The organism is Streptomyces herbicida, from assembly GCF_032656585.1.
Classification (GTDB): Bacteria; Actinomycetota; Actinomycetes; order Streptomycetales; family Streptomycetaceae; genus Streptomyces; species Streptomyces herbicida.
In genome coordinates, this window is sequence record NZ_JAUYWJ010000019.1 from 38,204 (window position 1) to 64,236 (window position 26,033).

Consider the following 26,033-nt stretch of genomic DNA (forward strand, 5'->3'; position numbering starts at 1 on the left):
GACCGGAGGGTGACCGCACTCACGGTCAACGCGCGCTGGAGCTCGCCCCGGCTCCGGCCTCTGCCTGCGCTTCCGTCTCTGTTTCCTTCTCCGCCTTCACCGCCCCGCCGAGGGTCGCCTCCGCCGCCGCGTACAGGTCGGCCGGCCGGACCCCGGTCAGCGCGGTGACCAGATGACCATCGGGGCGCACGAGCAGCACGGTGTGCGCCGGCGCTCCCGGGTACTCCTCGGCGACCAGCAACTCCGCGGGATGCGGCAGCGCGGTCACCGCGGCGGCCAGCCGGGGCATGAGGCCCGCGGACACCCAGTGCTTGCGGTCCCACACGCCGGTGCCCGGCGCGATCAGCACGACCAGCAGCACGCCACGCCCGAGCCGGTCCCGCAGCCGTACGAAGGAGCCGTCCTCCGCCGTGACCCGCACATCGGCCACCTGCGCGCCTGAAGGGGTGTCGACGGAAACCTCCCCCTCCAAGTGCCGGGGTGCGAGAGGTGAGCCGGCGTACGAGCCCGGCGCGCCCAGCGCCCCGCGCCCCAGGTGACCGTCCGTGAGCAGCGCATCATGCCCCCGGCCCGAGCCGGGGACGTACGAGCGCAGCCCGCCATTGCCGCGCAGTACCGGCAGCACTTGGTCGGCGGCGCGCAACCGGGCGGCGACCACCGCGCGCCGCTCCGCCTGATAGCTGTCGAGCAGCGCCTCGTGCGGTCCGTGGTGCCAGGCCAGGGCCAGCTTCCAGGCGAGGTTGTCGGCGTCCCTGAGCCCCTCGTCCAGCCCCTGGGTGCCCAGCGCGCCGAGCAGGTGCGCCGCGTCCCCGGCGAGGAAGACCCGGCCGGCACGCCACCGGCGGGCGAGGCGGTGGTGCACCGTGTGGACTCCGGTGTCGAGGAGTTCGTACGTCGGTGTGGGGCCGTCCGTCCAGCCCGCGAGGGTCTCGCGGACACGGGTCACCAGGAGGTCGGGCGTGACCAGGTCCCTGCCCGGCGGCAGCAGCCAGTCCAGGCGCCACACGCCGTCCGGGAGGGGGCGGGCGGTCACCTCCCCGGCCGAGGGTCCGGACGTCCGCCACGGCGGCATCCGGTGGAGCAACGCCTGACCGGGCCAGGGAAGTTCCACACGCAGTGCGGCGACGGCGTGTCGCTCCACCGCCGTACGGCCGGGGAAGCGGATGTCCTGCAGCTTGCGTACGGTCGAGCGCGGGCCGTCGCAGCCGACCAGATAGCTGCCTCGCCACCAGGTGCCCTTGGGGCCGCGGGTGTGCGCGGTGACTCCCGAGCGCTCCTGTTCGATCGTGTCGAGCCGGCTGTCCACGGCGATCCTGACCAGCGGCTCGTCGGCGAGGGCGGTGCGCAGCGTGTTGGTCAGCACGTGCTGTGCCACGTGCAGCGGGGCGAGTTCGGTGTCGTCGAAGACGAGCTCGCGCATCACCTGCTTGCGCCGCAGAGACCGCCATCCGGCCCAGCGCACGCCCCGCTCGGAGAGCGGAACGCCGGTCAGCCGCTCCATCAGCGCGGCGGTCTCCTCGCGCAGTACGGCCGTGCGGGCGGCGCGTGGTTCGTCCTTGCCGGGCCCCTCGTCGAGGACGACGGACGGCACCTCGTGACGGGCCAGCGCCAGGGCCGTCGTGAGCCCGACGGGCCCCGCACCGACGATGATCACCGGGTCCACGGCAGGCCGCCCCCTGCCCGCAGCTGTGCTCTGACGGACATGTGTGAACAAGAAGTCGGGGCAGGGTGCACGATCACAGAACGTATGCAACCCATTGGCGGGGTTTGCGTCAAGTGACGGGGGCAGTGGCGATCACGCCACTGCCCCGTGTCCCTCAACAGGCCTGACAGATCATCAGATACTGCCGCCCTCACCGGTCCCGAAGCTCCCCCTGACCTCGGCAGGGTTGAGTTCCACCGCGTCCTCCGCGTGGAGGACCGCGCCCGTGCTCCGCTTGCTGCGGCGCAGCCTGCCCTCCAGCCAGCTTGCGAAGGTGGTGAGGGCGAAGTTCACCGCGATGAAGATGACGGCCACCACGATGAAGCTGGGGATGACGTTGGCGTAGTTGGCCGCCAGTGTGCTGCGGGTGTTGAGCAGCTCGGTGTAGCCGATCATCACACCGCCCAGCGCGGTGTCCTTCACGATGACCACGAGCTGGCTGACGATGGCCGGGAGCATGGCCGTGACCGCCTGCGGGAGCAGGATGCTGGTCATGGTCTGGCCCTTGCGCAGACCGATCGCCTTCGCGGCTTCCGTCTGTCCCTTGGGGAGGGCGTTGATGCCGGCCCGGACGATCTCCGCGAGGACCGAGGCGTTGTAGAGGACCAGGCCGGTGACGACCGCGTAGAGCGGCCGGTCGTCGCTGGTCACGTCCGTGAAGCGGGCGTAGTACTCGTTGGCGAACAGCATCAGCAGCAGGACCGGGATCGAGCGGAAGAACTCGACCACGACGCCGGCCGGTATGCGGACCCACTGGTGGTCGGACATGCGCGCGATGCCGAAGAACGCACCCAGGGGCAGCGCGATGACCATGGAGAGCGCGGCGGCCTTCAGGGTGTCGCCGAGGCCGGGCAGCAGATAGGTCGTCCACGCCTCGGACGTGGTGAACGGCTGCCACATGGTCCACTTCAGCTGGCCCTTGTCGTCCAGGGTCCGCCAGACCCACCACAGCAGCAGGGCGAGCAGGACGACGAAGAGCACCGTGAAGACGAGGTTGCGCCGCTTGGCCCGGGGGCCGGGGGTGTCGTAGAGAACGGAGCTCATCGCTTCACCGCCAGTCGCTTGCCCAGCCAGCCGAGAATCAGGCCGGTGGGAAGGGTCAGAACCACGAACCCGAAGGCGAAGACGGCGCCGATGGCCAGGGTCTGGGCCTCGTTCTCGATCATCGACTTCATCAGGTAGGCGGCCTCGGCCACGCCGATCGCGGCCGCCACGGTGGTGTTCTTGGTCAGTGCGATCAGGACGTTGGCCAGCGGGCCGATGACCGCACGGAACGCCTGGGGCAGCACGATCAGCCGGAGCGTCTGGCTGAAGGTCAGCCCGATCGCGCGGGCCGCCTCGGCCTGTCCCAGGGGCACGGTGTTGATGCCGGATCGCAGCGCCTCACAGACGAAGGCCGCGTGGTAGGCGATCAGACCGAGCACCGCCAGCCTGAAGCCCTGGACCTTGAAGTCGGAGGCGCCCATCGTCACGCCGAAGATGTCGGCGAGGCCGAGCGACGTGAAGAGGATGATGACCGTCAGGGGGATGTTCCGGACGATGTTGACATAGGCGGTGCCGAACCCGCGCATCAGCGGGACCGGGCTGACCCGCATCCCGGCCAGCAGGGTGCCCCAGACCAGGGAGCCCAGGGCGGAGAGGGCGGCGAGTTTCACCGTCATCCAGAACGCCCCGAGGACGTCGTAACCTTCAAGAAAGTCGAACACGATCTCCCGCGCTTCCGGGTGTGTGGCGTACGAGGAGGGCAAGGCGCGCCGCCGCCGTGATCGCGGCGGGCGACGGCGCGCCCGGGGAACCCTGCGGAGCTGGGGTCGGCCTTACTTGACGATCTGACCGATCTTCGGCGCGGGCTCGTTCTTGTAGTCGGCCGGGCCGAAGTTCTTCTCGACCGCCTTCTGCCAGGAGCCGTCGCTGACCATCGACTCCAGCGCCTTGTTGATCTTGTCGAGGGTTGCGGTGTCGCCCTTCTTCACGCCGACGCCGTAGTTCTCGTTGCTGAGCTTGAGCCCGGCGAGCTTGAACTGGCCCTTGTACTTGTCCTGCGCGGCGAAGCCCGCGAGGATCGAGTCGTCGGTGGTCACCGCGTCCACGGCGCCGCTCTGCAGGGCGGCGATGCACTCCGAGTAGCCGCTGTACTCCTTCAGGTTGGCCTTCGGGGCGATCGTGTCGTGCACGTTCTGAGCCGAGGTGGAGCCGACCACGGAGCACAGCTTCTTGCCGTTGAGGTCCGTGGCCTTGCTGATGTCCGAGTCCTTCTTGACCAGCAGGTCCTGGTGGGCCAGCAGGTAGGGGCCGGCGAAGTCGACCTTCTGCTTGCGCTCGTCGTTGATCGAGTAGGTGGCCGTGATGAACTTGACGTCGCCACGGGAGAGGGCGTTCTCCCGGTCGGCGCTCTTGGTCTCGACGAACTGGATCTGGTTGGGCTTGTAGCCGAGCTTGCCGGCCACGTAGGTCGCCACGTCGACGTCGAAGCCGGAGAACGAACCGTCCGGCTCCTTCAGGCCGAGGCCGGGCTGGTCGTACTTGATGCCGATCTTGATCTTGCCGCCGCCGCTGGAGGAGCCACCGTCGTCCTTCTTGCCGCCGCCGCACGCGGTGGCGGACACGGTGAGGGCGAGTACGACGGCCGAGGCGGCGGTGACCTTGCGGAGCTTCATCGTGAACATCCTTTGTCTGGTGAAGAGAAGGGAGCCGTCAGGCAGGTGACACAGGTCGGTCGTCCGCGGCGCGGACGCGCGCCGTCAGTGGTGCAGGATCTTCGAGAGGAAGTCCTTGGCCCGGTCGCTGCGCGGATTGCTGAAGAACTGGTCGGGCGCAGCTTGTTCGACGATCCGGCCGTCGGCCATGAAGACCACCCGGTTTGCAGCCGATCGTGCGAAGCCCATCTCATGGGTGACGACGATCATCGTCATCCCGTCGCGGGCGAGTTGCTGCATGACCTCGAGGACCTCGTTGATCATTTCGGGGTCCAGTGCCGAGGTCGGCTCGTCGAAGAGCATGACCTTCGGACCCATGGCCAGGGCGCGCGCGATGGCGACGCGCTGCTGCTGGCCGCCGGAGAGCTGTGCCGGGTACTTGTCGGCCTGGGTGCCCACACCGACCCGGTCGAGCAGGGCCCGGGCCTTCTCCCCGGCCTGCTTCTTGTCTGTCTTGCGGACCTTGATCTGGCCCAGCATCACGTTCTCGAGCACGGTCTTGTGCGCGAAGAGGTTGAACGACTGGAAGACCATCCCGACGTCCGCCCGCAGCCGGGCCAGCTCCTTGCCCTCTTGGGGCAGCGGCTTTCCGTCGATCGTGATGGTGCCCGAGTCAATGGTCTCCAGGCGGTTGATGGTGCGGCACAGGGTGGACTTCCCGGACCCGGAGGGCCCGATGACCACCACGACCTCGCCGCGGGCGATCGTCAGATCGATGTCCTGGAGTACGTGCAACGCGCCGAAGTGCTTGTTGACGCTCTGCAGGACGACCAGGTCGCCGGTCGCGGCCGTGTCTTGCTTGGCCACCGATACTTCGGTCATCGCTTTCGGGCTCCGTCCTCCTCGGTTTCGGAGGAATGTAGTAACCCCGAATGACCAGCGTCATTACATCTGAGGGGAATCTGAGCATCACGATCCGATAGCAATCGGACACGTGTCGTAGCAGCTGTGGTCTGGCCACGTATCGGCCGGGTAACGGAACCCGCAGGCAACCGGAACCCTCTTGACGTCATCATCATCCATCGGCGTGACTTCCTTGGTGCCCGCGCGCGGGCACGCGATTTTTACAAGCCGAGAACGAACCAGACCCGTACGACCACTGAACCGGAGGGGGCCGGGATGAGACTGCTGCTCGTCGAGGACGACAACCATGTAGCCGCGGCGCTTTCTGCGGTCCTCGCGCGGCACGGATTCCATGTCACCCACGCCCGCAGTGGCGAGGAGGCACTCCAGGCGCTCGTCCCCGAGGGCCCCGGCTTCGGCGTGGTCCTGCTCGACCTCGGCCTGCCCGACCAGGACGGATACGAGGTCTGCGGCAAGATCCGCAAGCGCACCAGCACCCCGGTGATCATGGTTACCGCCCGCTCCGACGTGCGCTCCCGCATCCACGGCCTCAACCTCGGCGCCGACGACTACGTGGTGAAGCCGTACGACACCGGGGAACTGCTCGCCCGGATCCACGCCGTCAGCCGGCGTACCACCCATGAGGACGCCGTGCCGGGCACCGAGAGCGCGCTGCGCCTGGGGTCCGTGTGCATCGAACTGCCCACGCGTCAGGTCAGCGTCGACGGTTCGGTCGTCCAACTGACCCGCAAGGAGTTCGACCTTCTCGCGCTGCTCGCCCAGCGCCCCGGAGTCGTCTTCCGGCGGGAGCAGATCATCAGCGAGGTGTGGCGCACCAGCTGGGAGGGCACGGGACGCACGCTGGAGGTGCATGTCGCCTCCCTGCGGGCCAAGCTGCGCATGCCCGCGCTGATCGAGACCGTACGCGGCGTCGGCTACCGACTCGTCGCCCCGGCCGCGTAGCGGGGACGGGTGCGCACACGTCTCCTGCCGCTGCTCATCGTCCTGATGGCGGCCGTGCTGCTCGCACTGGGCCTTCCGCTCGCCGTCAGCGTGGCCGCGGCCCAGCAGCAGAAGGTGGTCGTCGACCGGATCGACGACACGGCGCGCTTCGCGGCGCTCGCCCAGTTCGTCACCGACGGCACCGGGTCCCCGCACCCGGCCGAGGACGACCGCAAGGAGACGCTGCGCCGCGAACTCACCAGCTACTGCGGGGTCTACGGCATTCGCGCGGGCGTCTTCTACCGCAACGGTGCGGCGATGGCCAACGCACCCGACGACTGGTTCCTGCCCCAGAGCGGGGAGGCGCGGGACGCCTTCGACGAGGCGCTGCTCAGCCGGCGCAGCCATGACCCCGAGCAGGTGTGGCCCTGGCAGCGCAGCCACCTCATCGTCGCCTCGCCGGTGATCCGGGACGGAGACGTCGTGGCGGTCGTGCTCACCGACTCGCCCACCGGGCAGATGCGGTCGCGGACGCTGCGCGGCTGGCTGCTGATCGGGGCCGGTGAGATCGCCGCGATGCTGCTGGCCGTTGGGGCCGCGCTCCGGCTGACCGGCTGGGTGCTCAGGCCGGTACGCGTCCTCGACGCCACCACCCATGACATCGCCACCGGGCGGCTGAAGTCCCGGGTCGCGGTGGCCGGCGGGCCGCCGGAACTCCGCAGGCTCGCCCGGTCGTTCAACGAGATGGCGGACAACGTCGAGGACGTGCTGGAGCAGCAGCGTGCCTTCGTCGCCGACGCCTCGCACCAGCTGCGCAACCCGCTCTCGGCGCTGCTGCTGCGCATCGAACTGCTCGCCCTCGAACTGCCCGAGGGCAACGAGGAGATCGCCTCGGTCCGCACCGAGGGCAAGCGGCTCGCGCAGGTCCTGGACGACCTCCTCGACCTCGCGCTGGCCGAGCACGCCGAGGCGGACCTGCGGCTGACGGACGTCGGACAGCTGGCCGCCGAGCGGCTGGCCGCGTGGTCGCCGACGGCCGAGGCGAAGGGAGTCCGGCTGACCGGCGACTGTCCGCCGACCACCGGCTGGGCCGACCCGATCACGCTGTCCAGCGCGCTGGACGCGGTGATCGACAACGCCGTGAAGTTCACCCCGGAGGACGGCACCGTCACGGTGACCGTCGCCTCCAACGGCGAGTCCTCGACGGTCGTGGTCACCGACACCGGCCCCGGCCTCACCGAGGAGGAACTCGCCCGCGTCGGCGACCGCTTCTGGCGCAGCGGCCGCCACCAGAACGTGAAGGGCTCCGGCCTCGGCCTCTCCATCACCCGCGCCCTCCTCGCGGCGGGCGGCGGCTCCATCGAGTACGAGCACCATGCCCCGCGGGGCCTGAGCGTGACGGTGAGGGTGCCGAGGAGCGAGTCGGTGGCTCAGGCGGCGGGGGTGGTCCACCCTGCCCGTTACGGCTTTACCGACCGGTAGTAACGCCGTGCCCCCTCATGCAGCGTGAGCGGGTCGGTATAGATGGCCGTGCGGAGGTCGACCAGCTGGGCGGAGTGGACGTGGGCGCCGATGTCGTCGCGGCTCTTGATGACGGTTCGGGTGACCCACTCGGTCAGCCGGGGGTCCATGTCCTTGCGGGTCATCAGCAGGTTGGACACCGCGATCGTCGCCACCGTCGACCCCTGCTGGACGGACGGGTACGCCGATTCGGGCATGTTGGTGGCCCGGTAGTAGCGGGCGGTGTCCCCCTCGGAGTGGAGCTTGCTCACCACGTCGCCGTCGATCGGGACGAACCTGAAGTCGAAGGTCCTGGTGAGCTGGGCCAGCCCGTTGGTGGGCAGCCCGCCGGACCAGAAGAACGCGTCGATCTTCCCCTTCTCCAGCCTGTCGGGCCCGGTGTCGATGCCGTCGGACACCGGCGTGATGTCCTTCTTGGGATCGATCCCCGCGGCCTTGAGCAGCCGGACGGCGATCAGCCGCACCCCCGAGTTGGGCAGCCCTATGGCCACCCGCTTGTGCTTCAGGTCGGCGATGGACCTGACACGCGAGTCGCGCGGCACGATGAGCTGGACGTAGTCGTCGTACAGCCGGGCCACACCGCGCAGCCGCCCGGCACCGCTGAGGTGCTGGAGCTCGTACGACTCCACCGCGTCGGCCGCCGCGATGGTGAAGTCGGCCTTCCCGGTCGCCACCCGCCGCACGTTCTCCTGCGAACCGGCGCTGTTCAGCAGCTTCACCGTCAGCCCCGGCATGTCCCTGTCGAGCTCGGTGCGCAGCCGCTCGCCGTATTCCTGGTAGACCCCCCGGGGCGTGCCGGTGCTGAAGACGATCGTCCCGCTCGGCGGCTCCTCGCCGAGCGGCAGCAGCCACCACAGCAGCAGCCCGAACGCGACGAAGCCGGCGGCCGCGCCCTGGAGCGCGCGACGCCTGCCGATACCGGGGAACACCTTGGACATGCGCGCGATCCTGCCAGCCCCCCGCGGTCCTGACCAGCGCCGGGCTTGCCGCGGGGGCTTGTCGGTGGCGGCCGCTAGAGTCGCCGTATGAGCAACTCCTCGCCCGCCGACCTCGTCCGTGAGTTTCACCTCGCCTTCGGCCTGGACGCCCGCAGCAGGCCGACGGAGGTGTCCGCCGAGCTGGCCGCGCACCGCGGGGAGCTGCTCGCCGAGGAGGCCGCGGAGGTCGCCGAGGTCGCGGTGGCCGGCCCGCTCGACCGGCTCGCACACGAACTGGCCGACGTCGTGTACGTCGCCTATGGCACGGCCCTCGTCCACGGCATCGACCTGGACGCGGTGATCGCCGAGGTGCACCGCTCCAACATGAGCAAGCTGGGCCCCGACGGCCAGGTCGCCCGCCGGGCCGACGGCAAGGTCCTCAAGGGCGAGCACTACGCGGCGCCGGACGTGACGGCCGTCCTGCGCCGCCAGGGATGGATACCCGGCGGCGCCTGAGGTCGCTCAGATCGAGTCGCCCGCGAGCTGCCACTCACGGTGCAGCGCGCCCAGCGGGATGCTCCGCTGGAGGATGGGCGTGCCGAAGATCGACAGCTGGAGGCGCAGGGTGCCGGACAGGTCCACGCCGCCGTACAGGCCCCACTTGCCGGTGGTCTTCGCGCCGGCGGTGTCCGACGAGGCCTCCACCGTCCCTGAGGCCTCGCCGCGCAGGTACGGCGCCAGGTCGGCGGTGACGCCCACGGTGCCGTAGAGACCGACCGAGGCCTCCGCGCCGAGCGTGGTCTTCACGTTCCCGGCGGCGGTCACCGAGGTCCGCACCGGTGTGCTCGTCATGTCGGAGGCGCTCACCGGGGACCAGCCCTTGCCCGCGCCGAAGGTGCCGCCGGCCTTGAAGTCGCCCTTGAGGCTCTGCTGCACATCGACGGTGACCTTGCCGTCGGCGCTGATCTGGAAGTAGCAGGTCAGGTCGAGGTTGACGACGACCGGGACGGGGCCGACCTGCAGCACCGGGTCGGCGTGCAGCTTCGCGAACGGGATGCGCAGCGGCGTGGCGGAGGCGGCGGCGCGGCCCTTGACGGCCCAGCCCGAGGTCCAGTCGCCGGACACGCCCAGGTAGGCGGAGCCGGGTGCGGTGTCGGTGCCCTGGCCGCCGTACTTGAAGTCGACCTGCGGAGCGACCTGCACGAAGCCGGACACCGACGCGGCTGCCGACACCGGGGAGCCTTCGGACGTGGGCACCTCGGCGGAGACGTCGAGCCGCAGGCTGCCCAGCGGGACCGTGGCGCCCTTGGGACCGACGTGCACATCACCGGTCTTGGACCAGGAGACCTTGACGTCGGGCAGCAGCTTGTCGATGTCGAAGGAGGCCGGGTCTACGGGCACGGTGCCCTTGGCCGTGTCGTCGCCGAGCAGGGCGTTGAGCGCGGCGGGCTCGGTCTGCACCTCCGTGCCCTTGTCGGTCTCGCCGATCACCTCGGTGACCTTGGCGAGCAGACCGTGCGGCGCACCGGGTGCCGGGGCGCTGGCGATGACGTCACCGACGGCGGCCTCGTGCCGGCCGGCGGAGGCGCTCGGGGAGGGGGAGGAGGCCGAAGGGGAGGGAGAACTCGGCTTCTTCCCCTGGGAGATGACGGCCCGTCGGGTCTTGCTGTCGTACGAGCTGACGGTGAGTGTGGTCTTGTGTGCCGCCCTGCCCGAGCCGGCCGGGCCCGCGGCCGCGGCCGGGGTGGCGGCGGGAGCGGCGGCGACGCTGAGCGAGTGGTCCGCGGCGGTTGTGGCGGTGCCGTCCGGGCCCTGGGTCTGCCGGCTCCGGCCGGCGGCGTGCTGCTCGGCCTGCGGCGAGGACGAGGAGCACCCGACGGCGAACAGGAGGGCGGTCACGGCGAAGGCGGGCATGAGGGCATGCGTGTGCCTCGTGCGTCTGCGCAAGGTGATTCCTGAAGGTGGGGGGTGGCAAGGAGGTACCGGCGGACGGCGGCAATGCGTCGTACTGGCCGGTAACTCGGTGACGAGCCATGAGCATGCCATGGCCGCGCACACTCGGCGTCCACAATCCGGTCACATCCGAACGTGACCTGAACCACGGCGATTTCAGGCCGCGTTGGAGGCCGGATCACCCACCCGTATTCCCGGACGGTCCCGCCGCTACGACGACGGCTTCTCCTCACCCTGCGCGGCCTGCAGGTCGGCGAGGAGCTCGGCCTGTCCGGCCAGGACGCCGGACAGGATGGTGCGGGCCACGCGCAGGAGCTCGGCGACGTACGGACTCGTCAGCGAGTAGTACACGTTCGCGCCCTCCTTGCGGGTCTTGACCAGGTTGGCGCGCCGCAGCACCGCCAGCTGCTGGGACAGATGCGCGGGCTCGATGCCCACCTCGGGCAGCATTTCGGCGACCGCGTGCTCGCGCTCGCTCAGCAGCTCCAGGACGCGGATGCGCGCCGGGTGGCCGAGCGTCTTGAAGAACTCGGCCTTCAGTTGGTACAGCGGCGTACTCACGGTGCCGCCCCCTCCCCGGCATGGCGGCACGGCACCGCCGGCCGGACCTCGGCGCATCGTGTCCACCCACTCGTCAGGAACATGCAGCCATCTTCTCGTGGGGCCAGGTCGGATCCGAACCCGCGGCGGGAGTCCGAACCGGTGCCGCTGCCGACGGCGCTCAGGATCAGCAGGGCCGGATCCATCACGGGATGCCACACCCTGGGTAATTGCTAAATTTCGCAATTAAGCAGCTCCATCGCGAGGGGGCGCTCCGGGAACCCCCTACCCTTGTCACATGAGCAGCATCGACCGGAGCCGGCCCGTGGGCGCGAAGACCTACGAAGTACGCACCTATGGGTGCCAGATGAACGTCCACGATTCCGAGCGATTGTCCGGGCTGCTCGAAGAGGCCGGTTATGTGCGCGCCCCCGAGGGGTCGGACGGGGACGCCGACGTCGTCGTCTTCAACACCTGCGCCGTACGGGAGAACGCCGACAACCGGCTGTACGGCAACCTCGGTCGCCTCGCGCCGAAGAAGGCGTCCCGGCCCGGCATGCAGATCGCGGTCGGTGGCTGTCTGGCGCAGAAGGACCGCGACACGATCGTGAAGAGGGCGCCCTGGGTGGACGTCGTCTTCGGGACGCACAACATCGGCAAACTGCCGGTCCTGCTGGAGCGCGCCCGCGTCCAGGAGGAGGCGCAGGTCGAGATCGCCGAGTCCCTGGAGGCGTTCCCCTCCACGCTGCCGACGCGGCGCGAGAGCGCGTACGCGGCCTGGGTCTCGATCTCCGTCGGCTGCAACAACACCTGCACCTTCTGCATCGTCCCGGCCCTGCGCGGCAAGGAGAAGGACCGCCGCCCCGGCGACATCCTGGCCGAGGTCGAGGCACTGGTCGGCGAGGGCGTCTCCGAGATCACGCTGCTCGGGCAGAACGTCAACGCGTACGGCTCCGACATCGGTGACCGCGAGGCCTTCAGCAAGCTGCTGCGCGCCTGCGGCACCGTCGAGGGCCTGGAGCGCGTCCGCTTCACCTCCCCGCACCCCCGCGACTTCACCGACGACGTGATCGCGGCCATGGCCGAGACGCCGAACGTGATGCCGCAGCTCCATATGCCGCTCCAGTCCGGCTCGGACACCGTCCTGAAGGCGATGCGCCGGTCGTACCGGCAGGACCGTTACCTCGGGATCATCGAGAAGGTCCGCGCCGCCATCCCGCACGCCGCGATCACCACCGACATCATCGTGGGCTTCCCGGGCGAGACCGAGGAGGACTTCGAGCAGACCCTCCACGTCGTCCGCGAGGCGCGGTTCGCGCAGGCCTTCACCTTCCAGTACTCCAAGCGGCCCGGCACTCCGGCCGCCACCATGGAGAACCAGATCCCCAAGGAGGTCGTGCAGGCGCGCTACGAGCGTCTCGTCGCCCTCCAGGAGGAGATCTCCTGGGAGGAGAACAAGAAGCAGGTCGGCCGCACCCTGGAACTGATGGTCGCCGAGGGCGAGGGCCGCAAGGACGGCGCCACCCACCGCCTCTCCGGCCGCGCCCCCGACAACCGCCTGGTCCACTTCACCAAGCCGGAGCAGGACGTACGCCCCGGCGACGTGGTCACCGTCGAGATCACCTACGCCGCCCCGCACCACCTCCTCGCCGAGGGCGCCGTCCTCGATGTGCGCCCCACGCGCGCGGGTGACGCCTGGGCGAAGCGCACCGCGGCGGAGGCGGCGAAGCCGGCCGGCGTGATGCTCGGCCTGCCGCAGATCGGCGCCCCGGCGCCGCTGCCGGTGGCGACGAGCGGTTGCGGCTGCGACTGACGCACGGCGGTGACCGACAGGCGGCTGCCGGCGCGCTCGGCGCGCTGGTGATCAATCCGGTGGGCATGCCCGACGCGACGGTGATCGATCCGGCGGACGTGCTCGACGCCACGGTGATCGATCCGGCGGACGTGCTCGACGGGGAATGACGTCCGCCGTACGGCGGTCCGGACGTCACGACCGCCGTACGGCGTTACGCTGCCGATCATGCTTGTCGCCGCCGCAGTCTGCCCCTGTCCGCCGCTCCTCGTGCCCCGGGTCGCCTCCGGCGCCGCATCCGAGCTGGACGCCGCACGCGTTGCGTGCACGGACGCGCTCGGGGTGCTCGCCGCCGCGCGTCCCGACCGGCTGGTGGTGGTCGGGCCCGCAGCGGAGAGCGGAAGCGGTCCTCATCCGCAGGGCGCCCGGGGCTCCTTCCGCGGCTTCGGCGTCGACCTCGACGTACGGCTCGGCCCGGGGCGGGCCGCGGAGTCCGAGAGGGAACTGCCGCCGTCGCTCGCCGTCGCCGCATGGCTGTTGGAGCGGACCGGCTGGGCGGACGCTCCGATCGAGGGGCTCGGCGTGGAGGAGTCGCTCACGCCCGAGCGGTGCACCGAAGTCGGAAGGGCTATCGGATCCCAGGCCGACCGGGTGGCACTGCTGGTGATGGGCGACGCCAGCGCCTGCCGCACACCCAAGGCGCCGGGCTACCTCGACGAGCGGGCGGCTCCCTTCGACGCGCAGGTCGCACGCGCACTGGGCGCGGCGGACGTGGCGGCACTGAAGGCCCTGGACGTCGAGCTGGCGTATGAGCTGAAGGTCTCCGGCAGAGCCCCCTGGCAGATCCTCGCGGGCGCGGCCGAGGGCGCGTACCTCACCGGCGCGCTGCTCTACGAGGACGCGCCCTACGGGGTGGGGTACCTGGTCGCCGCCTGGTCCTGAGTACGTCCGTCCTGGAAACGGCGGACGGCCGGGAGCCCCTGTGCTCCTCGGCCGTCCGCCGATCCACCCGCCGTTCAAGAAGCCGGAGGCGGCGCCTCGGGCGGTGTCGCCGCGCCCTCGCCCGGCTCGGCGCCACTCTTGTGCACGAAGCGGTCCATCGCGCCCTTGGCCTTGTCGGTGCCCGTATGGATCTTGTCGCTGTACTTGCCCTTGGTCTTCTCGTCGACGGCCTTCGCGACCTTGTCGAGACCGTGCTCGAGTTTGTCGATCTTGTCCTCGTGATGGTGTGCGAGGTCCGACACCTTCTCCTTGGCCGGGGCGAGCTTGGCCTTCAGGGTGTCCAAGAGATGCATGGTCCACCTTCCTCGCGGGTCGGCTATGTACGGGCGCCCTCACCGGCGTCGTTGTCGGCGGCCTTCTCGGCCGACTGCTGCTTGGGAATCTCGGCGCTCTCGGCGGCGGCACCCTTGGCGGCGTCGGCCTCGGCCGCCGTCCCCTCGTCGCGGTCTCCTGCCGCCCCCTTCGCCTCCGACGATCCCTTCGCCGCGTCCTCCGTCGTCTCCTGCGCCACTTCTTCCGCCTCGGCCCCGGCCGGCTCCGCGCCGGTTCGCGCCTCGGCGGCCGAGGTCTCCTGCGTCGCCTTCGACTTCCCAAGAAGTCGTGCAAAAACGCCCATATCCACTCCATACGTTACTCGTGCGGGCGAAATCCCGCGTCACCCGGAGCGTCCGTTTGCGTCGCCCGGGTCACCGCCCCTCGAAACCGGCGGCGGGAACCTCGCAACGGGCAACGAGGCCGAACCCGGTGCGTCACGTAACCCGTTCGAGACGTGGTCGCGAGGTTTGCGAGACTGGTGCGGTGAGCAGCGCACCCTCCGCCCCCCGCGTCATCGCCGTCGTCGGTCCCACCGCGGCCGGAAAGTCCGATCTGGGCGTCTTCCTGGCCCAGGAGCTCGGCGGGGAGGTCGTCAACGCCGACTCCATGCAGCTCTACCGCGGGATGGACATCGGCACCGCCAAGCTGACGCCCGAGGAACGCGGGGGTGTCCCGCACCACCTGCTGGACATCTGGGACGTGACCGTCACTGCCTCCGTCGCCGAGTACCAGAAGCTGGCCCGCGCCAGGATCGACGATCTGCTCGCCCGGGGACGCTGGCCGATCCTCGTCGGCGGCTCCGGCCTGTACGTCCGCGGAGCCGTCGACAACCTGGAGTTCCCCGGCACCGACCCCGAGGTCAGGGCACGACTGGAGGCGGAGCTCGCGCTGCGCGGCTCCGGGGCACTGCACGCGCGCCTCGCCGCCGCCGACCCCGAGGCCGGGCGGGCGATCCTGCCCAGTAACGGCCGCCGTATCGTCCGGGCCCTCGAGGTGATCGAGATCACCGGTCAGCCCTTCACCGCCAATCTTCCTGGTCACGACTCCGTCTACGACACCGTCCAGATCGGGGTCGACGTGGCCCGTCCCGAGCTCGACGAGCGCATCACGCGCCGGGTCGACCGGATGTGGGACGCGGGTCTCGTGGAGGAGGTGCGCGCACTGGAGGCGCAGGGCTTGCGCGAGGGGCGTACGGCGTCGCGCGCCCTCGGCTACCAGCAAGTGCTCGCCGCACTCTCCGGGGAGTGCGGCGAGGAGGAGGCGCGGGCCGAGACCGTGCGCGCCACCAAGCGCTTCGCGCGCCGTCAGGATTCGTGGTTCAGGCGCGATCCCCGCGTGCAGTGGTTGAGTGGGGCCGAGACGGATCTCACGGAACTTCCGCACCTCGCACTGGCGTTGGTCGAACGACCGGTCACAGCCTGATCACGTGATGGCATCGGGATGCGCCGCCGGTCATCGAGGCCTCCGGTGCCGTGCCATCATCGAGCTTCGATCGACCAAGTGGAGTCCTAGTTGGGAGGGCGCGTGGCGATGGAGGCCGGCCCTCGCGACACCGCACAGGCGGCACAAGACACCGAGCACGTCGGCGTCGGCAGCGTAGAACCGGAACCCGGCGAGGGCCGTCTGAGTTCCGACGGGCCCGACGAGACCGCGGGCGGTGTGACCGACGACGGTCCCGAGCCCGAGGAGATGTTCGTCGGCGGGCCGGAGGTCGAGGTCGAGCTGCGCCCCCAGCGCCGGCTGCGCATCTGGCAGCTCGCGCCCATCGTGGGCCTGGCCGCGGTCGGCTCCCTGATGTTCGCCTTCCCGCTCGCCTTCGACTTCGGCGACAGCGGCGCGGTGATCGCCATGCTGGGCCTGCTGATCTGCTGCTGCGCCGCGGGCTGGGGCATGATGGCCGCCCGCCGCGTGGGCTACACCTTCCCCGGCCTTCCCCCGCGGGGCTCGGGCCGCCGCCCGGACTGGCGGGTCGTCATCGGCTACGTACTGCTGGTGGCCCTGATCGCGGTCCTCGCCGTGTGGCGCGTGGCCCGGCTGCGCTAGGCCCTGTCGTCAAATCCCCGTCTGCCCGGCGACGCCATGCACGCTCCCTCAAGCCCTTCGAGCAGGAGCCCCCACTCGCCGCGCCGGGCCCCGACCCAAGTACATCCAGTACGAGGGCCGAGGCCCGACCCGCCGAGAGCACGCTCCCCCAAGCTCTCGGCTTCGCTCGAGCAGGCGGACCCCCATGACGCCGCAAGGTCCGCCCTTCGGCCGGACGAGGGGATTTGACGACAGGACCTAGCCCGTCGCCGCCCGCGGGCGGATCGTCGTACCCGCCCCGTACATCCCGTACGGCTGTCGTACCGACCCCGTACGATCGAGGAATGAGCACGCGGATCGCCTTCCTCAAGGGGCACGGCACCGAGAACGACTTCGTGATCGTTCCGGACCCCGAGAATGTCATCGACCTGACCCCGGCCGCCGTGGCCGCCCTGTGTGACCGCCGCGCCGGCCTCGGCGGTGACGGCGTGCTGCACGTCGTGCGCTCCGCGGCGCACCCGGAGGCCGGGGACATGGCGGCCGAGGCCGAGTGGTTCATGGACTACCGCAACAGCGACGGCTCGATCGCGGAGATGTGCGGCAACGGTGTCCGTGTGTTCGCGCGCTACCTCCAGCACGCCGGACATGTGGCCGAAGGGGACCTCGCGATCGCCACGCGCGGGGGAGTGAAGACCGTCCACGTCGCCAAGGACGGTGACGTCACCGTCGGCATGGGCAGAGCGCGCCTCCCCGAAGGGGATGTCATGGTGAGCGTCGGCGAGCGCAGCTGGCCCGCGCGCAACGTGAACATGGGCAACCCGCACGCGGTCGCCTTCGTCGACGACCTCGCGCACGCCGGCCGGCTGTTCGACCCGCCGCCCTTCAGCCCGGCCGCCGCCTACCCCGACGGGGTCAACATCGAGTTCGTGGTGGACCGCGGCCCTCGCCATGTCGCGATGCGCGTGCACGAGCGCGGCTCCGGCGAGACCCGCTCCTGCGGCACGGGCGCGTGCGCCGTCGCCGTGGCCGCCGCACGCCGGGACGGCGCCGACCCGACCACCACCGGAAGCCCGGCGACGTACACCGTGGACGTGCCCGGCGGACGACTGGTCATCACCGAGCGACCCGACGGCGAGATCGAGATGACCGGCCCGGCGGTGATCGTCGCCGAGGGCGAGATCGACGCCGAGTGGCTGGAAAACGTGGTCCGCTGACCGCGAGAAACGCAGCTCCCACAGCCCTGGGCGCACGGATCCGTGGATACCGGCGCCCGGGGCGGCGCGAAACAACGTCAGTGCGTGAGGCAGGTGGCGCAAAACCGTAAACCTCCGAATCGTCGCTCGAATGGGTGATCCGTTTCACGCTCGGCGAGAGCCGGTCAGTCGGGCGTGATGGGCTCGGTAGCATCAAGCACCGGCACGGACGGGGGAACGTCGCCATCCCTGAGCCGCGTATGCCCTGGGGCCCCGTCCGCCGGTCCACAAGCCGGAGGTGCCCATGAGTGCGGAGGCCACGAACCCTGCGACCCCAGGCCCTGTAGCCCCTACAGCGGCCCGCAGGAAGGCCCGCCCCCGGATCGACCTGCGTCGACTCGGCCGCGTCGCGCTGCTCGGCCCGGCCGGCCGCGACCGGTTGCCGGACGCCATCGGCCATGTCGCCGAGGCCCACCGCGCCCACTACCCCGATGCCGACCTCGAACCGCTGCGCCGGGCCTACGTCCTGGCCGAGTCCTCGCACCGTGGCCAGATGCGCAAGAGCGGCGAGCCGTACATCACCCACCCGCTCGCGGTGACCCTGATCCTGGCCGAACTCGGTGCCGAGACCACCACCTTGACGGCCTCTCTGCTCCACGACACGGTCGAGGACACCGACGTGACGCTGGATCAGGTGCGGGAGCAGTTCGGCGAGGAAGTGCGTTATCTCGTCGACGGCGTCACCAAGCTGGAAAAGGTCGACTACGGAGCCGCGGCGGAGCCCGAGACCTTCCGCAAGATGCTCGTCGCCACCGGGAGCGACGTCCGTGTGATGTCGATCAAACTCGCCGACCGGCTGCACAACATGCGCACCCTCGGCGTCATGCGCCCCGAGAAACAGGCCCGCATCGCCAAGGTGACCCGCGACGTCCTCATCCCGCTCGCCGAACGCCTCGGCGTCCAGGCCCTGAAGACCGAACTGGAGGACCTCGTCTTCGCGATCCTCCACCCCGAGGAGTACGAACACACCCGCCGCCTGATCGCCGACAACGCGGCACGCCGCGACGACCCGCTCGCGGTGATCGCCGACGAGGTGCGCACGGTCCTGCGCGACTCCGACATCCAGGCCGAAGTCCTCATCCGCCCGCGCCACTTCGTCTCCGTCCACCGGGTGGCCCGCAAACGCGGACAACTGCGCGGAGCCGACTTCGGCCGACTGCTGGTCCTGGTGGGCGAGGACGCGGACTGCTACGGCGTCCTGGGCGAGCTGCACACCTGTATGACGCCCGTCGTCTCGGAGTTCAAGGACTTCATCGCGGTACCGAAGTTCAACCTGTACCAGTCGCTGCACACCGCGGTGGCCCACCCGGACGGCCAGGTCGCCGAAGTCCTCATCCGCACCCACCAGATGCACAAGGCTGCCGAGGCCGGGGTCGTCGCGCTCGGCAATCCCTACGCTCCTCCTTCGGAGGAGCAGTCCGCGAGCGACGGCGAGCGCGCCGACCCCACCCGCCCCGGATGGCTCTCCCGCCTCCTCGACTGGCAGGAGGCCGCGCCCGACCCGGACACGTTCTGGTCCACCCTGCGGGAGGACCTCGCCCAGGACCGTGAGATCACCGTCTTCCGGCCCGACGGCGGCACGCTCGGCCTGCCCGAGGGCGCCACCTGTGTCGACGCCGCCTACGCCCAGTACGGCGAGGACGCGCACGCGTGCATCGGCGCCCGCGTCAACGGCCGCCTCGCCACCTTGAGCACGGTCCTGAGAGACGGCGACAGCGTCCAGCTCCTCATGGGTCAGGACCCGGCCTCCGAGCCCTCCAGAGAGTGGCTGGAGCACGCGCACACCCCGGCTGCGCGCATCGCCATCCAGCGGTGGCTGGCGGCGCATCCGGAGGGCGAGACGGGGGAGGCCGGGGCCCACACGGGCGGGGCGGCACACTCGTCCGACGGCACCGCGGCCCGCGCGGCCGAGGCGGCCCGGGACGCGTCCGACGGCACGCACGCCCGGGAGACCGAGGCCGTTACCGGCACGGGCGGCCCGGCAGCCGGTCCCGGCGCTTGCGCCGCGCGCGTCACGACGGATGCCCCTGGCGCTCGCCCCGGGAGCAACGCCCAGGCCGCGCATCCCCGAGGCGCCGACGTCCTCGTGGACCCGCCGGGAGCCGCCGTACGGCTCGCCGGGTGCTGCACGCCCGTACCACCCGACCGGATCACCGGTTTCGCCGTGCGCGGAGGCGTGGTGACCGTGCACCGAATGGAGTGCGCCGCGGTGGCCCGGATGACGAGCACAGGGCGCGCAGAGGTCGAAGTGCGCTGGGGCGACACCACCGCGTGCCGGGTCACGCTGGTCGCCGAATCGTTCGGCCGCCCCCATCTGCTCGCCGACCTCACCGAGGCGATCGCCCTGGAAGGCGCCGAGATCGTCTCCGCGACCGTCGAACCGCCCAGCCAGCAGCGCGTACGTCACACGTACACCCTCCAACTCCCCGACGCGGCCCACCTCCCGGCCCTGATGCGGGCGATGCGCAACGTGCCCGGCGTGTACGACGTGAGCAGGGCCCAGCACCAGACCTCCGCCTCCTCCTGAGGGAGGAGACCGCAGGCCTCCTGAGGAACCCGTCCGGATCAACCCGTTCGGGTGGGCCGGGCGCGCGTCGCCGCCGCAGGGCGGGCGCGCGCTGGTAGCCGTGGTGCATGCTGCTCACCCTTCGCACCAGGCCTCCCCGGCCGAAGAAGACGAGGACCTCCCGGCACCGCACGGCGGCCCTCCTCGCCTCCGCCGTCTCCGTCTGCCTCCTGGCCGCGAGCGCCCCCGCCGAGCCGCTGGGCGTCGGCGACCGCCTCTTCCCGTACCTGGGCAACCCGGGGTACGACGTCGCGTCGTACGACCTCTCCTTCACCTATCCCGGCACCAACGACAAGCCCCTCCAGGCCGTCACCACCATCGGCGCCCGGACGACCACCGACCTGGACCGCCTCAACCTCGACTTCGCGCACGGCAAGGTCGAGTCCGTGGAAGTCGACGGCCTGCCGGCCACCTTCGCCGCCGCGGGCGAGGACCTGGTCGTCACTCCTCAGGTCCCGCTTCCCAGGGGCTCCTGGATGCGGATCACTGTGCGGCACACCAGTGACCCGGTGCCCACCAAGGGCCGCGACGGCGGCTGGGTGCAGACCTCCGACGGCCTTGCCATGGCCAACCAGGCCGACGCCGCGCATCTGGTGTTCCCGTGCAACGACCACCCGTCCGACAAGGCGATGTTCACCATCCGGGTCACCGCCCCCGACGGCTTCACAGCTGTGGCCAACGGAGTACCGGCCGGCGTGGCCCGGTCCGGCGGCTCGACCACCTGGACGTACCGGACCCAGCACCCCATGGCCACCGAGCTCGCCCAGGTGTCCATCGGCCGCTCCGACGTCGTGCGCCGCACCGGACCCCACGGGCTGCCGGTGCGCGACGTGGTCCCCGCCGCCGACAGCAAGGCGCTCGAACCCTGGCTCGCGAAGACCCCCGACCAGATCGCCTGGATGGAGAGCAAGATCGGTCCCTACCCCTTCGAGACGTACGGCCTGCTCCTGGCCCAGGCCTCCACCGGCTTCGAACTGGAGACACAGACCCTCTCCCTCTTCGAGAAGGAGCTGTTCACCGAGCCCGCCTACCCCAAGTGGTACATCGAGTCGGTCATGGTGCACGAGCTGTCCCACCAGTGGTTCGGCGACAGTGTCAGCCCCCGCAGCTGGTCCGACCTGTGGCTGAACGAGGGGCACGCCACCTGGTACGAGTCCCTGTACGCGCAGGAGAAGGGGAACAAGCCCATGGTCGACCGTATGAGGGCCGCCTACGGCGCCTCCGACGGCTGGCGGGCCTCGGGCGGTCCGCCCGCCGCCCCCAAGCCGCCCAAGGAGGGCCAGAAGATCAGCATCTTCCGCCCCAACGTCTACGACGGAGCCGCGCTGGTGCTGTACGCCCTGCACCAGGAGATCGGCAAGGACGCCTTCGAGCGTCTGGAGCGGAGCTGGGTGCGCGACCACCGGGACGGCACGGCGACCACGGCCGACTTCGTGGACCTGGCCTCCAGGATCGCCGGCCGTGACCTCGCCGGGTTCCTCAAGGACTGGCTCTACGGCGAGAAGACCCCTCCGATGCCGGGCCACCCGGACTGGAAGTCCACGCCGCCCGCCAAGGGCGCACAGACCAAGGACGCACCCGCCAAGAGCGCACACGGCAAGGCCGTGCCCGTCAGGGCCACGCACGGCGAATAAGGCGGTGACGGGACGAGGCGTCCCGTGCGACCATCTTCGGGTTGGCGTGGTACGAGCCCGGGAATCTCCCAGGAGGCTCGTACGTTGTGCACAATGACCGCCGTATCGGAATCCCCATCGACGTAAGGATCCAATGACCTCCTCTTCTTCCTTTTCCCAGGACACCAAGCGCCTCGCGCACGCCTATCCCGAAGGTTTTCGGGCCGATGCCCTGATGGAAGAGGACGTCGCCTGGAGCCACGAGATCGACGGAGAGCGGGACGGCGACCAGTTCGACCGATCCGAGCGCGCGGCCTTGCGCCGCGTGGCGGGCCTCTCCACCGAGCTCGAGGACGTCACCGAGGTCGAGTACCGCCAGCTCCGTCTGGAGCGGGTCGTCCTCGTGGGCGTTTGGACCTCGGGGACCGTGCTGGACGCGGACAACTCCCTCGCGGAGCTCGCCGCCCTCGCGGAGACCGCGGGCGCGCTCGTGCTCGACGGCGTGACTCAGCGCCGCGACAAGCCCGACGCGGCCACCTACATCGGCTCCGGCAAGGCCGAGGAGCTGCGCGACATCGTGATCGAAACGGGTGCGGACACCGTCATCTGCGACGGTGAGCTGAGCCCCGGCCAGCTGATCCACCTCGAGGACGTCGTCAAGGTCAAGGTCATCGACCGGACGGCCCTGATCCTGGACATCTTCGCCCAGCACGCCAAGTCCCGGGAGGGCAAGGCGCAGGTCGCGCTCGCGCAGATGCAGTACATGCTGCCGAGGCTCCGAGGCTGGGGTCAGTCGCTGTCCCGCCAGATGGGCGGCGGCAAGGGCGGCGGCCTCGCCACCCGTGGTCCCGGTGAGACCAAGATCGAGACGGACCGGCGACGGATCCGCGAGAAGATGGCGAAGATGCGCCGGGAGATCGCGGAGATGAAGACCGGCCGCGAGATCAAGCGCCAGGAGCGCAAGCGCAACAAGGTGCCGTCCGTCGCCATCGCCGGCTACACCAACGCCGGCAAGTCCTCCCTGCTCAACAGGCTCACCGGAGCCGGCGTCCTGGTCGAGAACGCCCTGTTCGCGACCCTGGACCCGACCGTCCGCCGGGCGGAGACCCCGAGCGGCCGGCTGTACACGCTGGCGGACACCGTCGGCTTCGTCCGGCACCTGCCGCACCACCTGGTCGAGGCGTTCCGCTCCACCATGGAGGAGGTCGGCGACTCCGATCTCATCGTGCACGTGGTGGACGGCTCGCACCCGATGCCGGAGGAGCAGCTGGCCGCCGTGCGCGAGGTGATCCGGGACGTCGGCGCCATCGACGTGCCCGAGATCGTCGTGATCAACAAGGCGGACGTGGCCGACCCGCTGGTGCTCCAGCGGCTGCTGCGGATCGAGAAGCGGTCGATCGCGGTCTCGGCCCGCACCGGCCAGGGCATGGCCGAGCTGCTCGCGCTGATCGACAACGAGCTGCCGCGGCCGTCCGTCGAGATCGAGGCGCTCGTTCCGTACACCCACGGCAAGCTGGTCGCCCGTGCCCACACCGAGGGCGAGGTGATCTCCGAGGAGCACACCGCGGAGGGCACGCTGCTCAAGGTGCGGGTGCACGAGGAGCTGGCCGCGGACCTGGCACCGTACGTGCCCACTCCCGCGGCCTGACCCGTACAGCCCGAAGGCCCGCCTCCCGCTCGGCGCGGGGGGCGGGCCTTCGGCGTGCCGGCGTCACTGACCGCCGTACGTCCTGCTCATGTTCTGGTAGAGCCCCTCGGCCTCCTTGCCGAGCTGCGGCCCCGCGAGCCAGGTGTTGTCCGCCGGACCGATCGAGGTGTTCGACACCAGCTCGGTCTTGCCGTCCACCACCCGGAACCAGCCGCCGCCGGACGAACCGCCGGTCATCGTGCAGCCGATCCGGTACATCGTCGGCAACGCCGGGCTGATCGAGAGCCGGCCGGGCCGGTCGATGCACTTGAACATCTTCAGACCGCTGAACGGCGGCGCCGCCGGGTATCCCCAGGCGCCCATCTTGGCGACCTCGGTCGCGGACGGGGCCGAGAAGTCCACGTCCAGTGCCGCGCCGACGGTCTCCTCCAGGGACTTGGCCCCGGACTCCGGCTTCACGTGCAGCACCGCGTAGTCGTACGCGGCACCCGCGCCGCCCGTCTCCGAGCCGCCCTGGATCCACTGGTCCGAGGTGGACGCCCAGTCCGCCCACCAGGTGCCGTACGGGGCGATCTGCGAGGTCGTGGCATCGGCCAGCCGGGACTCGGGCTTGCCGAGGTCGTTGTACGACGGCACGAAGGTGATGTTGCGATACCAGCCGCCGCCCTTGCCGGCGTGCACGCAGTGGCCCGCAGTCCACACGAGGTTGGACTTGCCGGGGTGGTTGACGTCCTTGATGACCGTGCCGGAGCAGACCATCGAGCCCTCGGGGGAGTCGAAGAAGACCTTGCCGACGGGGGCCGCGTTGTCGTGGTACGGCGTCTTCTCCGCCGCGGCCCGCACCGGCTTCGGCTCCGGGTCGCTGACGCCCTGGTCGGCGGCGGCGTCCTTCGCCGTGACCGTCTTGTTGGCCTCCTTCGCGGACCGCATCCGCTCCGGCTTCCAGAGGCCCGCGATCACCGGGTTGACGAAGTCCTTGGCCTCACTGAGCCACTTGTCCTTGTCCCAGTTCTTCCAGCCGCCGCTCGTCCACTTGTCGACATCGATGCCGTGCTCCTTGAGCTTGCTCGCGATGTCGGCCGGGATCTCGACCTTGCCACCGTCGTCGGCCGCCGAGGTGGCCGTGGCGCCGGACTGCTCGCTCGACTTGTCGTCACCGGAGCCGTTGCAGGCCGTGGCGGTGAGCGCCAGGGCCGCGACCAGACCGGTGGCGGCGAGGACGGTGCGCCGCCGTCCGCGCCGGTGCGCGAAGGGCGTACCTATGGAACGCATGCTGCGATTACCCCCGTTGAAGCGATGTTGACACCCCACTATGCCCATGGGGTTGGGACGAACGGCGGCGGGCCGGTGAAGGTTTCCGTGACCCGCCTCGCCGCCGTCCGTCGTCACCCGGCCGTGCCGGCGGACCGCTACTGCCCGGCGAACTTCTTGCTGACCGAGTCGTAGACGCCCTTGGCCACATCACCCAGCCGCGGACCCGCGAGCCAGCCTGCGGTGACCGGGCCGATGGACGTGTTGGACACGAGCGCCGGTTTGCCGTCCGAGCCCGTCTCCACCCAGCCGCCGCCGGAGGAGCCACCGGTCATGGTGCAGCCGATGCGGTACATCGTCGGGTCCGACTTGTTGATCGACAGCCGTCCCGGCTTGTCCTGGCACTGGTACAGCAGGCTTCCGTCGTACGGCGGCGCCGCCGGGTAGCCGGTGGCCGTGATGCTCTGCACCTTCGGCACGGCCGGGGCGTTGAAGTTCACCGGCAGCGCCGAACCGACCGTCTCCTCCAGCGACTTGCCGCCGCTGCCCTGCTCGGGCGTCACATGGATCACGGAGTAGTCGTACGAGGCGCCGTCACCGCCCGTCTCCCCGCCCTGGTCGATCCACTGCTGCGAGGTCTGGGCCCCGTCGGCCCACCAGACGCCGTACGGTGCGACCTCGTCCCGGGTGGCCTTCTGGAGCTGCTCGTTCGTCATGCCCTTGTCGTTGTACGACGGCACGAACACGATGTTGCGGTACCAGCCGCCCTTCTTGCCGGCGTGCACGCAGTGGCCCGCCGTCCAGATGAGGTTGGACTTGCCCGGGTGGGCCGGGTCCTTCACCACCGTCGCCGAGCAGACCATCTTGCCCTCGGGGGAGTCGAAGAACACCTTGCCGGCAGTGGCCGCATGGGCGTGGTACGCCGGCTGCACCGCCTGCGCCTTGACCGGCGCCGGCGTCGGGTCGGTCACGCCCTGGTCACCGGAGATGTCGTTCTCGTCGACACCCTTGTCGGGGTCGTTGGCGCCCCGCATGCGGTCCGGGTCCCACAGACCCTTGATGATCGGGTTGATGAAGTCGTTGGCCTCGCGCAGCCAGTCGTCCCGGTCCCAGTTCTTCCAGGCGCCGTTCTTCCACTTGTCGATGTCGATCCCGTGCTCTTTGAGCTTGTTCTTGATGTCGTCCGGGATCTTGATCTTGCCGTCGCCGCTGTCCCCGCCGGTCGCGGAGGCGGTCGCCTGCGTGCCGGCGTTGTCGTCACCGGAGCCGTTGCAGGCGGTGGCGGTGAGCGCCAGCGCCGAGGCGAGGGCGACGGCCGCCAGCACGGGGGAGGTTCTGCGAGGCGCGCTCCCTCCTCGGCGAACGGTGAAGGACGGCCGTATGGATCGCATGGTCTTGACTCCCCCTGCTGTAAAGGAACTAGGCGCTGTGTCCGCGACACCGGCCGGAACTCATGG

Annotated in this window: 24 protein-coding genes; 12 read left to right on the top strand and 12 right to left on the bottom strand. The window is 70.4% G+C overall.

Features of this window, described 5'->3' with window-relative positions; all coding sequences use genetic code 11:
* Positions 1 to 25: 25 nt before the first annotated feature.
* From Q8A52_RS33630 to Q8A52_RS33650, 5 genes are all read right to left on the bottom strand, one after another.
* Positions 26 to 1,663 carry an FAD-dependent monooxygenase gene (locus Q8A52_RS33630; protein WP_316758359.1) on the bottom strand — a complete coding sequence of 546 codons (1,638 nt, stop codon included), beginning with the start codon at positions 1,661 to 1,663 and terminating at the stop codon, positions 26 to 28.
* 174 nt (positions 1,664 to 1,837) lie between these two features.
* Positions 1,838 to 2,746, bottom strand: a complete 909-nt coding sequence (locus tag Q8A52_RS33635) for an amino acid ABC transporter permease (protein WP_316758361.1) — start codon at positions 2,744 to 2,746, stop codon at positions 1,838 to 1,840.
* A complete protein-coding gene (locus Q8A52_RS33640; protein WP_316758363.1) occupies positions 2,743 to 3,408 on the bottom strand; it encodes an amino acid ABC transporter permease in 666 nt (221 codons plus the stop codon). Before Q8A52_RS33640 ends, Q8A52_RS33635 begins: the two co-directional genes overlap by 4 nt.
* Positions 3,409 to 3,519: 111 nt before the next feature.
* Complete coding sequence (locus Q8A52_RS33645) at positions 3,520 to 4,359, bottom strand: glutamate ABC transporter substrate-binding protein (protein ID WP_316758365.1); 840 nt, start codon at positions 4,357 to 4,359, stop codon at positions 3,520 to 3,522.
* An 84-nt stretch (positions 4,360 to 4,443) separates the two neighbouring features.
* Positions 4,444 to 5,220, bottom strand: a complete 777-nt coding sequence (locus tag Q8A52_RS33650; RefSeq protein WP_316758367.1) for an amino acid ABC transporter ATP-binding protein — start codon at positions 5,218 to 5,220, stop codon at positions 4,444 to 4,446.
* A gap of 297 nt (positions 5,221 to 5,517) precedes the next feature.
* Between Q8A52_RS33650 and Q8A52_RS33655 the strand changes: the two genes are divergently transcribed.
* Positions 5,518 to 6,204, top strand: a complete 687-nt coding sequence (locus Q8A52_RS33655; protein ID WP_316758369.1) for a response regulator transcription factor — start codon at positions 5,518 to 5,520, stop codon at positions 6,202 to 6,204.
* Positions 6,205 to 6,213: 9 nt separating this feature from the next.
* Positions 6,214 to 7,665, top strand: a complete 1,452-nt coding sequence (locus tag Q8A52_RS33660; RefSeq protein ID WP_316758371.1) for a sensor histidine kinase — start codon at positions 6,214 to 6,216, stop codon at positions 7,663 to 7,665.
* Here the strand turns inward: Q8A52_RS33660 and Q8A52_RS33665 are convergent.
* Positions 7,644 to 8,642, bottom strand: coding sequence for a TAXI family TRAP transporter solute-binding subunit (locus Q8A52_RS33665; RefSeq protein WP_316758373.1), 999 nt, complete (start codon positions 8,640 to 8,642; stop codon positions 7,644 to 7,646). The two genes, Q8A52_RS33660 and Q8A52_RS33665, sit on opposite strands and share 22 nt — an antisense overlap.
* 87 nt (positions 8,643 to 8,729) lie before the next feature.
* On the opposite strand from Q8A52_RS33665, the gene Q8A52_RS33670 reads away from it, so the two are divergent.
* Positions 8,730 to 9,137 carry a pyrophosphohydrolase domain-containing protein gene (locus Q8A52_RS33670; protein ID WP_316758375.1) on the top strand — a complete coding sequence of 136 codons (408 nt, stop codon included), beginning with the start codon at positions 8,730 to 8,732 and terminating at the stop codon, positions 9,135 to 9,137.
* A 6-nt stretch (positions 9,138 to 9,143) separates the two neighbouring features.
* On the opposite strand, the gene Q8A52_RS33675 is transcribed toward Q8A52_RS33670, so the two are convergent.
* Both Q8A52_RS33675 and Q8A52_RS33680 read right to left on the bottom strand, forming a co-directional pair.
* A complete protein-coding gene (locus tag Q8A52_RS33675; RefSeq protein WP_316758377.1) occupies positions 9,144 to 10,535 on the bottom strand; it encodes a hypothetical protein in 1,392 nt (463 codons plus the stop codon).
* Between the two features lie 249 nt (positions 10,536 to 10,784).
* Positions 10,785 to 11,135 (bottom strand): ArsR/SmtB family transcription factor, encoded by a 351-nt coding sequence (locus tag Q8A52_RS33680; RefSeq protein WP_316758379.1) that lies wholly within the window; start codon positions 11,133 to 11,135, stop codon positions 10,785 to 10,787.
* 277 nt (positions 11,136 to 11,412) lie between these two features.
* On the opposite strand from Q8A52_RS33680, the gene miaB reads away from it, so the two are divergent.
* From miaB to Q8A52_RS33695, 3 genes are read left to right on the top strand one after another with little or no spacing between them, the layout of a single operon-like run.
* Entirely contained in the window at positions 11,413 to 12,927 is a 1,515-nt protein-coding gene (gene miaB, locus Q8A52_RS33685; RefSeq protein ID WP_316758381.1) for a tRNA (N6-isopentenyl adenosine(37)-C2)-methylthiotransferase MiaB, read from the top strand.
* Positions 12,912 to 13,076 carry a hypothetical protein gene (locus Q8A52_RS33690; protein WP_316758383.1) on the top strand — a complete coding sequence of 55 codons (165 nt, stop codon included), beginning with the start codon at positions 12,912 to 12,914 and terminating at the stop codon, positions 13,074 to 13,076. The genes miaB and Q8A52_RS33690 overlap by 16 nt, the downstream gene beginning before the upstream one ends.
* Positions 13,077 to 13,134: 58 nt before the next feature.
* Positions 13,135 to 13,848: a class III extradiol dioxygenase subunit B-like domain-containing protein gene (locus tag Q8A52_RS33695; RefSeq protein WP_316758386.1), complete on the top strand. Its 714-nt coding sequence runs from the start codon at positions 13,135 to 13,137 to the stop codon at positions 13,846 to 13,848.
* 74 nt (positions 13,849 to 13,922) lie between these two features.
* On the opposite strand, the gene Q8A52_RS33700 is transcribed toward Q8A52_RS33695, so the two are convergent.
* The gene (locus Q8A52_RS33700; protein WP_316758387.1) at positions 13,923 to 14,201 is read right to left on the bottom strand and encodes an antitoxin; all 279 of its coding nucleotides are present in this window, start codon (positions 14,199 to 14,201) and stop codon (positions 13,923 to 13,925) included.
* 23 nt (positions 14,202 to 14,224) lie between these two features.
* Complete coding sequence (locus tag Q8A52_RS33705) at positions 14,225 to 14,524, bottom strand: hypothetical protein (protein WP_316758389.1); 300 nt, start codon at positions 14,522 to 14,524, stop codon at positions 14,225 to 14,227.
* A 182-nt stretch (positions 14,525 to 14,706) separates the two neighbouring features.
* Here Q8A52_RS33705 and miaA point away from each other — a divergent pair, with 182 nt between their 5' ends.
* From miaA to hflX, 6 genes are all read left to right on the top strand, one after another.
* Positions 14,707 to 15,645 carry a tRNA (adenosine(37)-N6)-dimethylallyltransferase MiaA gene (gene miaA / locus Q8A52_RS33710; RefSeq protein ID WP_316758391.1) on the top strand — a complete coding sequence of 313 codons (939 nt, stop codon included), beginning with the start codon at positions 14,707 to 14,709 and terminating at the stop codon, positions 15,643 to 15,645.
* 108 nt (positions 15,646 to 15,753) lie between these two features.
* Complete coding sequence (locus tag Q8A52_RS33715; RefSeq protein WP_316758602.1) at positions 15,754 to 16,266, top strand: hypothetical protein; 513 nt, start codon at positions 15,754 to 15,756, stop codon at positions 16,264 to 16,266.
* Between the two features lie 323 nt (positions 16,267 to 16,589).
* The gene (gene dapF, locus Q8A52_RS33720) at positions 16,590 to 17,459 is read left to right on the top strand and encodes a diaminopimelate epimerase (protein ID WP_316758394.1); all 870 of its coding nucleotides are present in this window, start codon (positions 16,590 to 16,592) and stop codon (positions 17,457 to 17,459) included.
* A gap of 283 nt (positions 17,460 to 17,742) precedes the next feature.
* Positions 17,743 to 20,025 carry a RelA/SpoT family protein gene (locus Q8A52_RS33725; RefSeq protein ID WP_316758395.1) on the top strand — a complete coding sequence of 761 codons (2,283 nt, stop codon included), beginning with the start codon at positions 17,743 to 17,745 and terminating at the stop codon, positions 20,023 to 20,025.
* Positions 20,026 to 20,132: 107 nt separating this feature from the next.
* Entirely contained in the window at positions 20,133 to 21,698 is a 1,566-nt protein-coding gene (locus tag Q8A52_RS33730) for a M1 family metallopeptidase (protein WP_316758397.1), read from the top strand.
* 133 nt (positions 21,699 to 21,831) lie between these two features.
* Positions 21,832 to 23,325 (top strand): GTPase HflX, encoded by a 1,494-nt coding sequence (gene hflX, locus Q8A52_RS33735; protein WP_316758400.1) that lies wholly within the window; start codon positions 21,832 to 21,834, stop codon positions 23,323 to 23,325.
* A gap of 63 nt (positions 23,326 to 23,388) precedes the next feature.
* Here hflX and Q8A52_RS33740 read toward each other — a convergent pair whose 3' ends face one another.
* Positions 23,389 to 24,597: a trypsin-like serine peptidase gene (locus tag Q8A52_RS33740; protein WP_316758402.1), complete on the bottom strand. Its 1,209-nt coding sequence runs from the start codon at positions 24,595 to 24,597 to the stop codon at positions 23,389 to 23,391.
* 137 nt (positions 24,598 to 24,734) lie between these two features.
* Positions 24,735 to 25,967 (bottom strand): trypsin-like serine peptidase, encoded by a 1,233-nt coding sequence (locus Q8A52_RS33745; RefSeq protein WP_316758404.1) that lies wholly within the window; start codon positions 25,965 to 25,967, stop codon positions 24,735 to 24,737.
* Positions 25,968 to 26,033 lie beyond the last annotated feature (66 nt).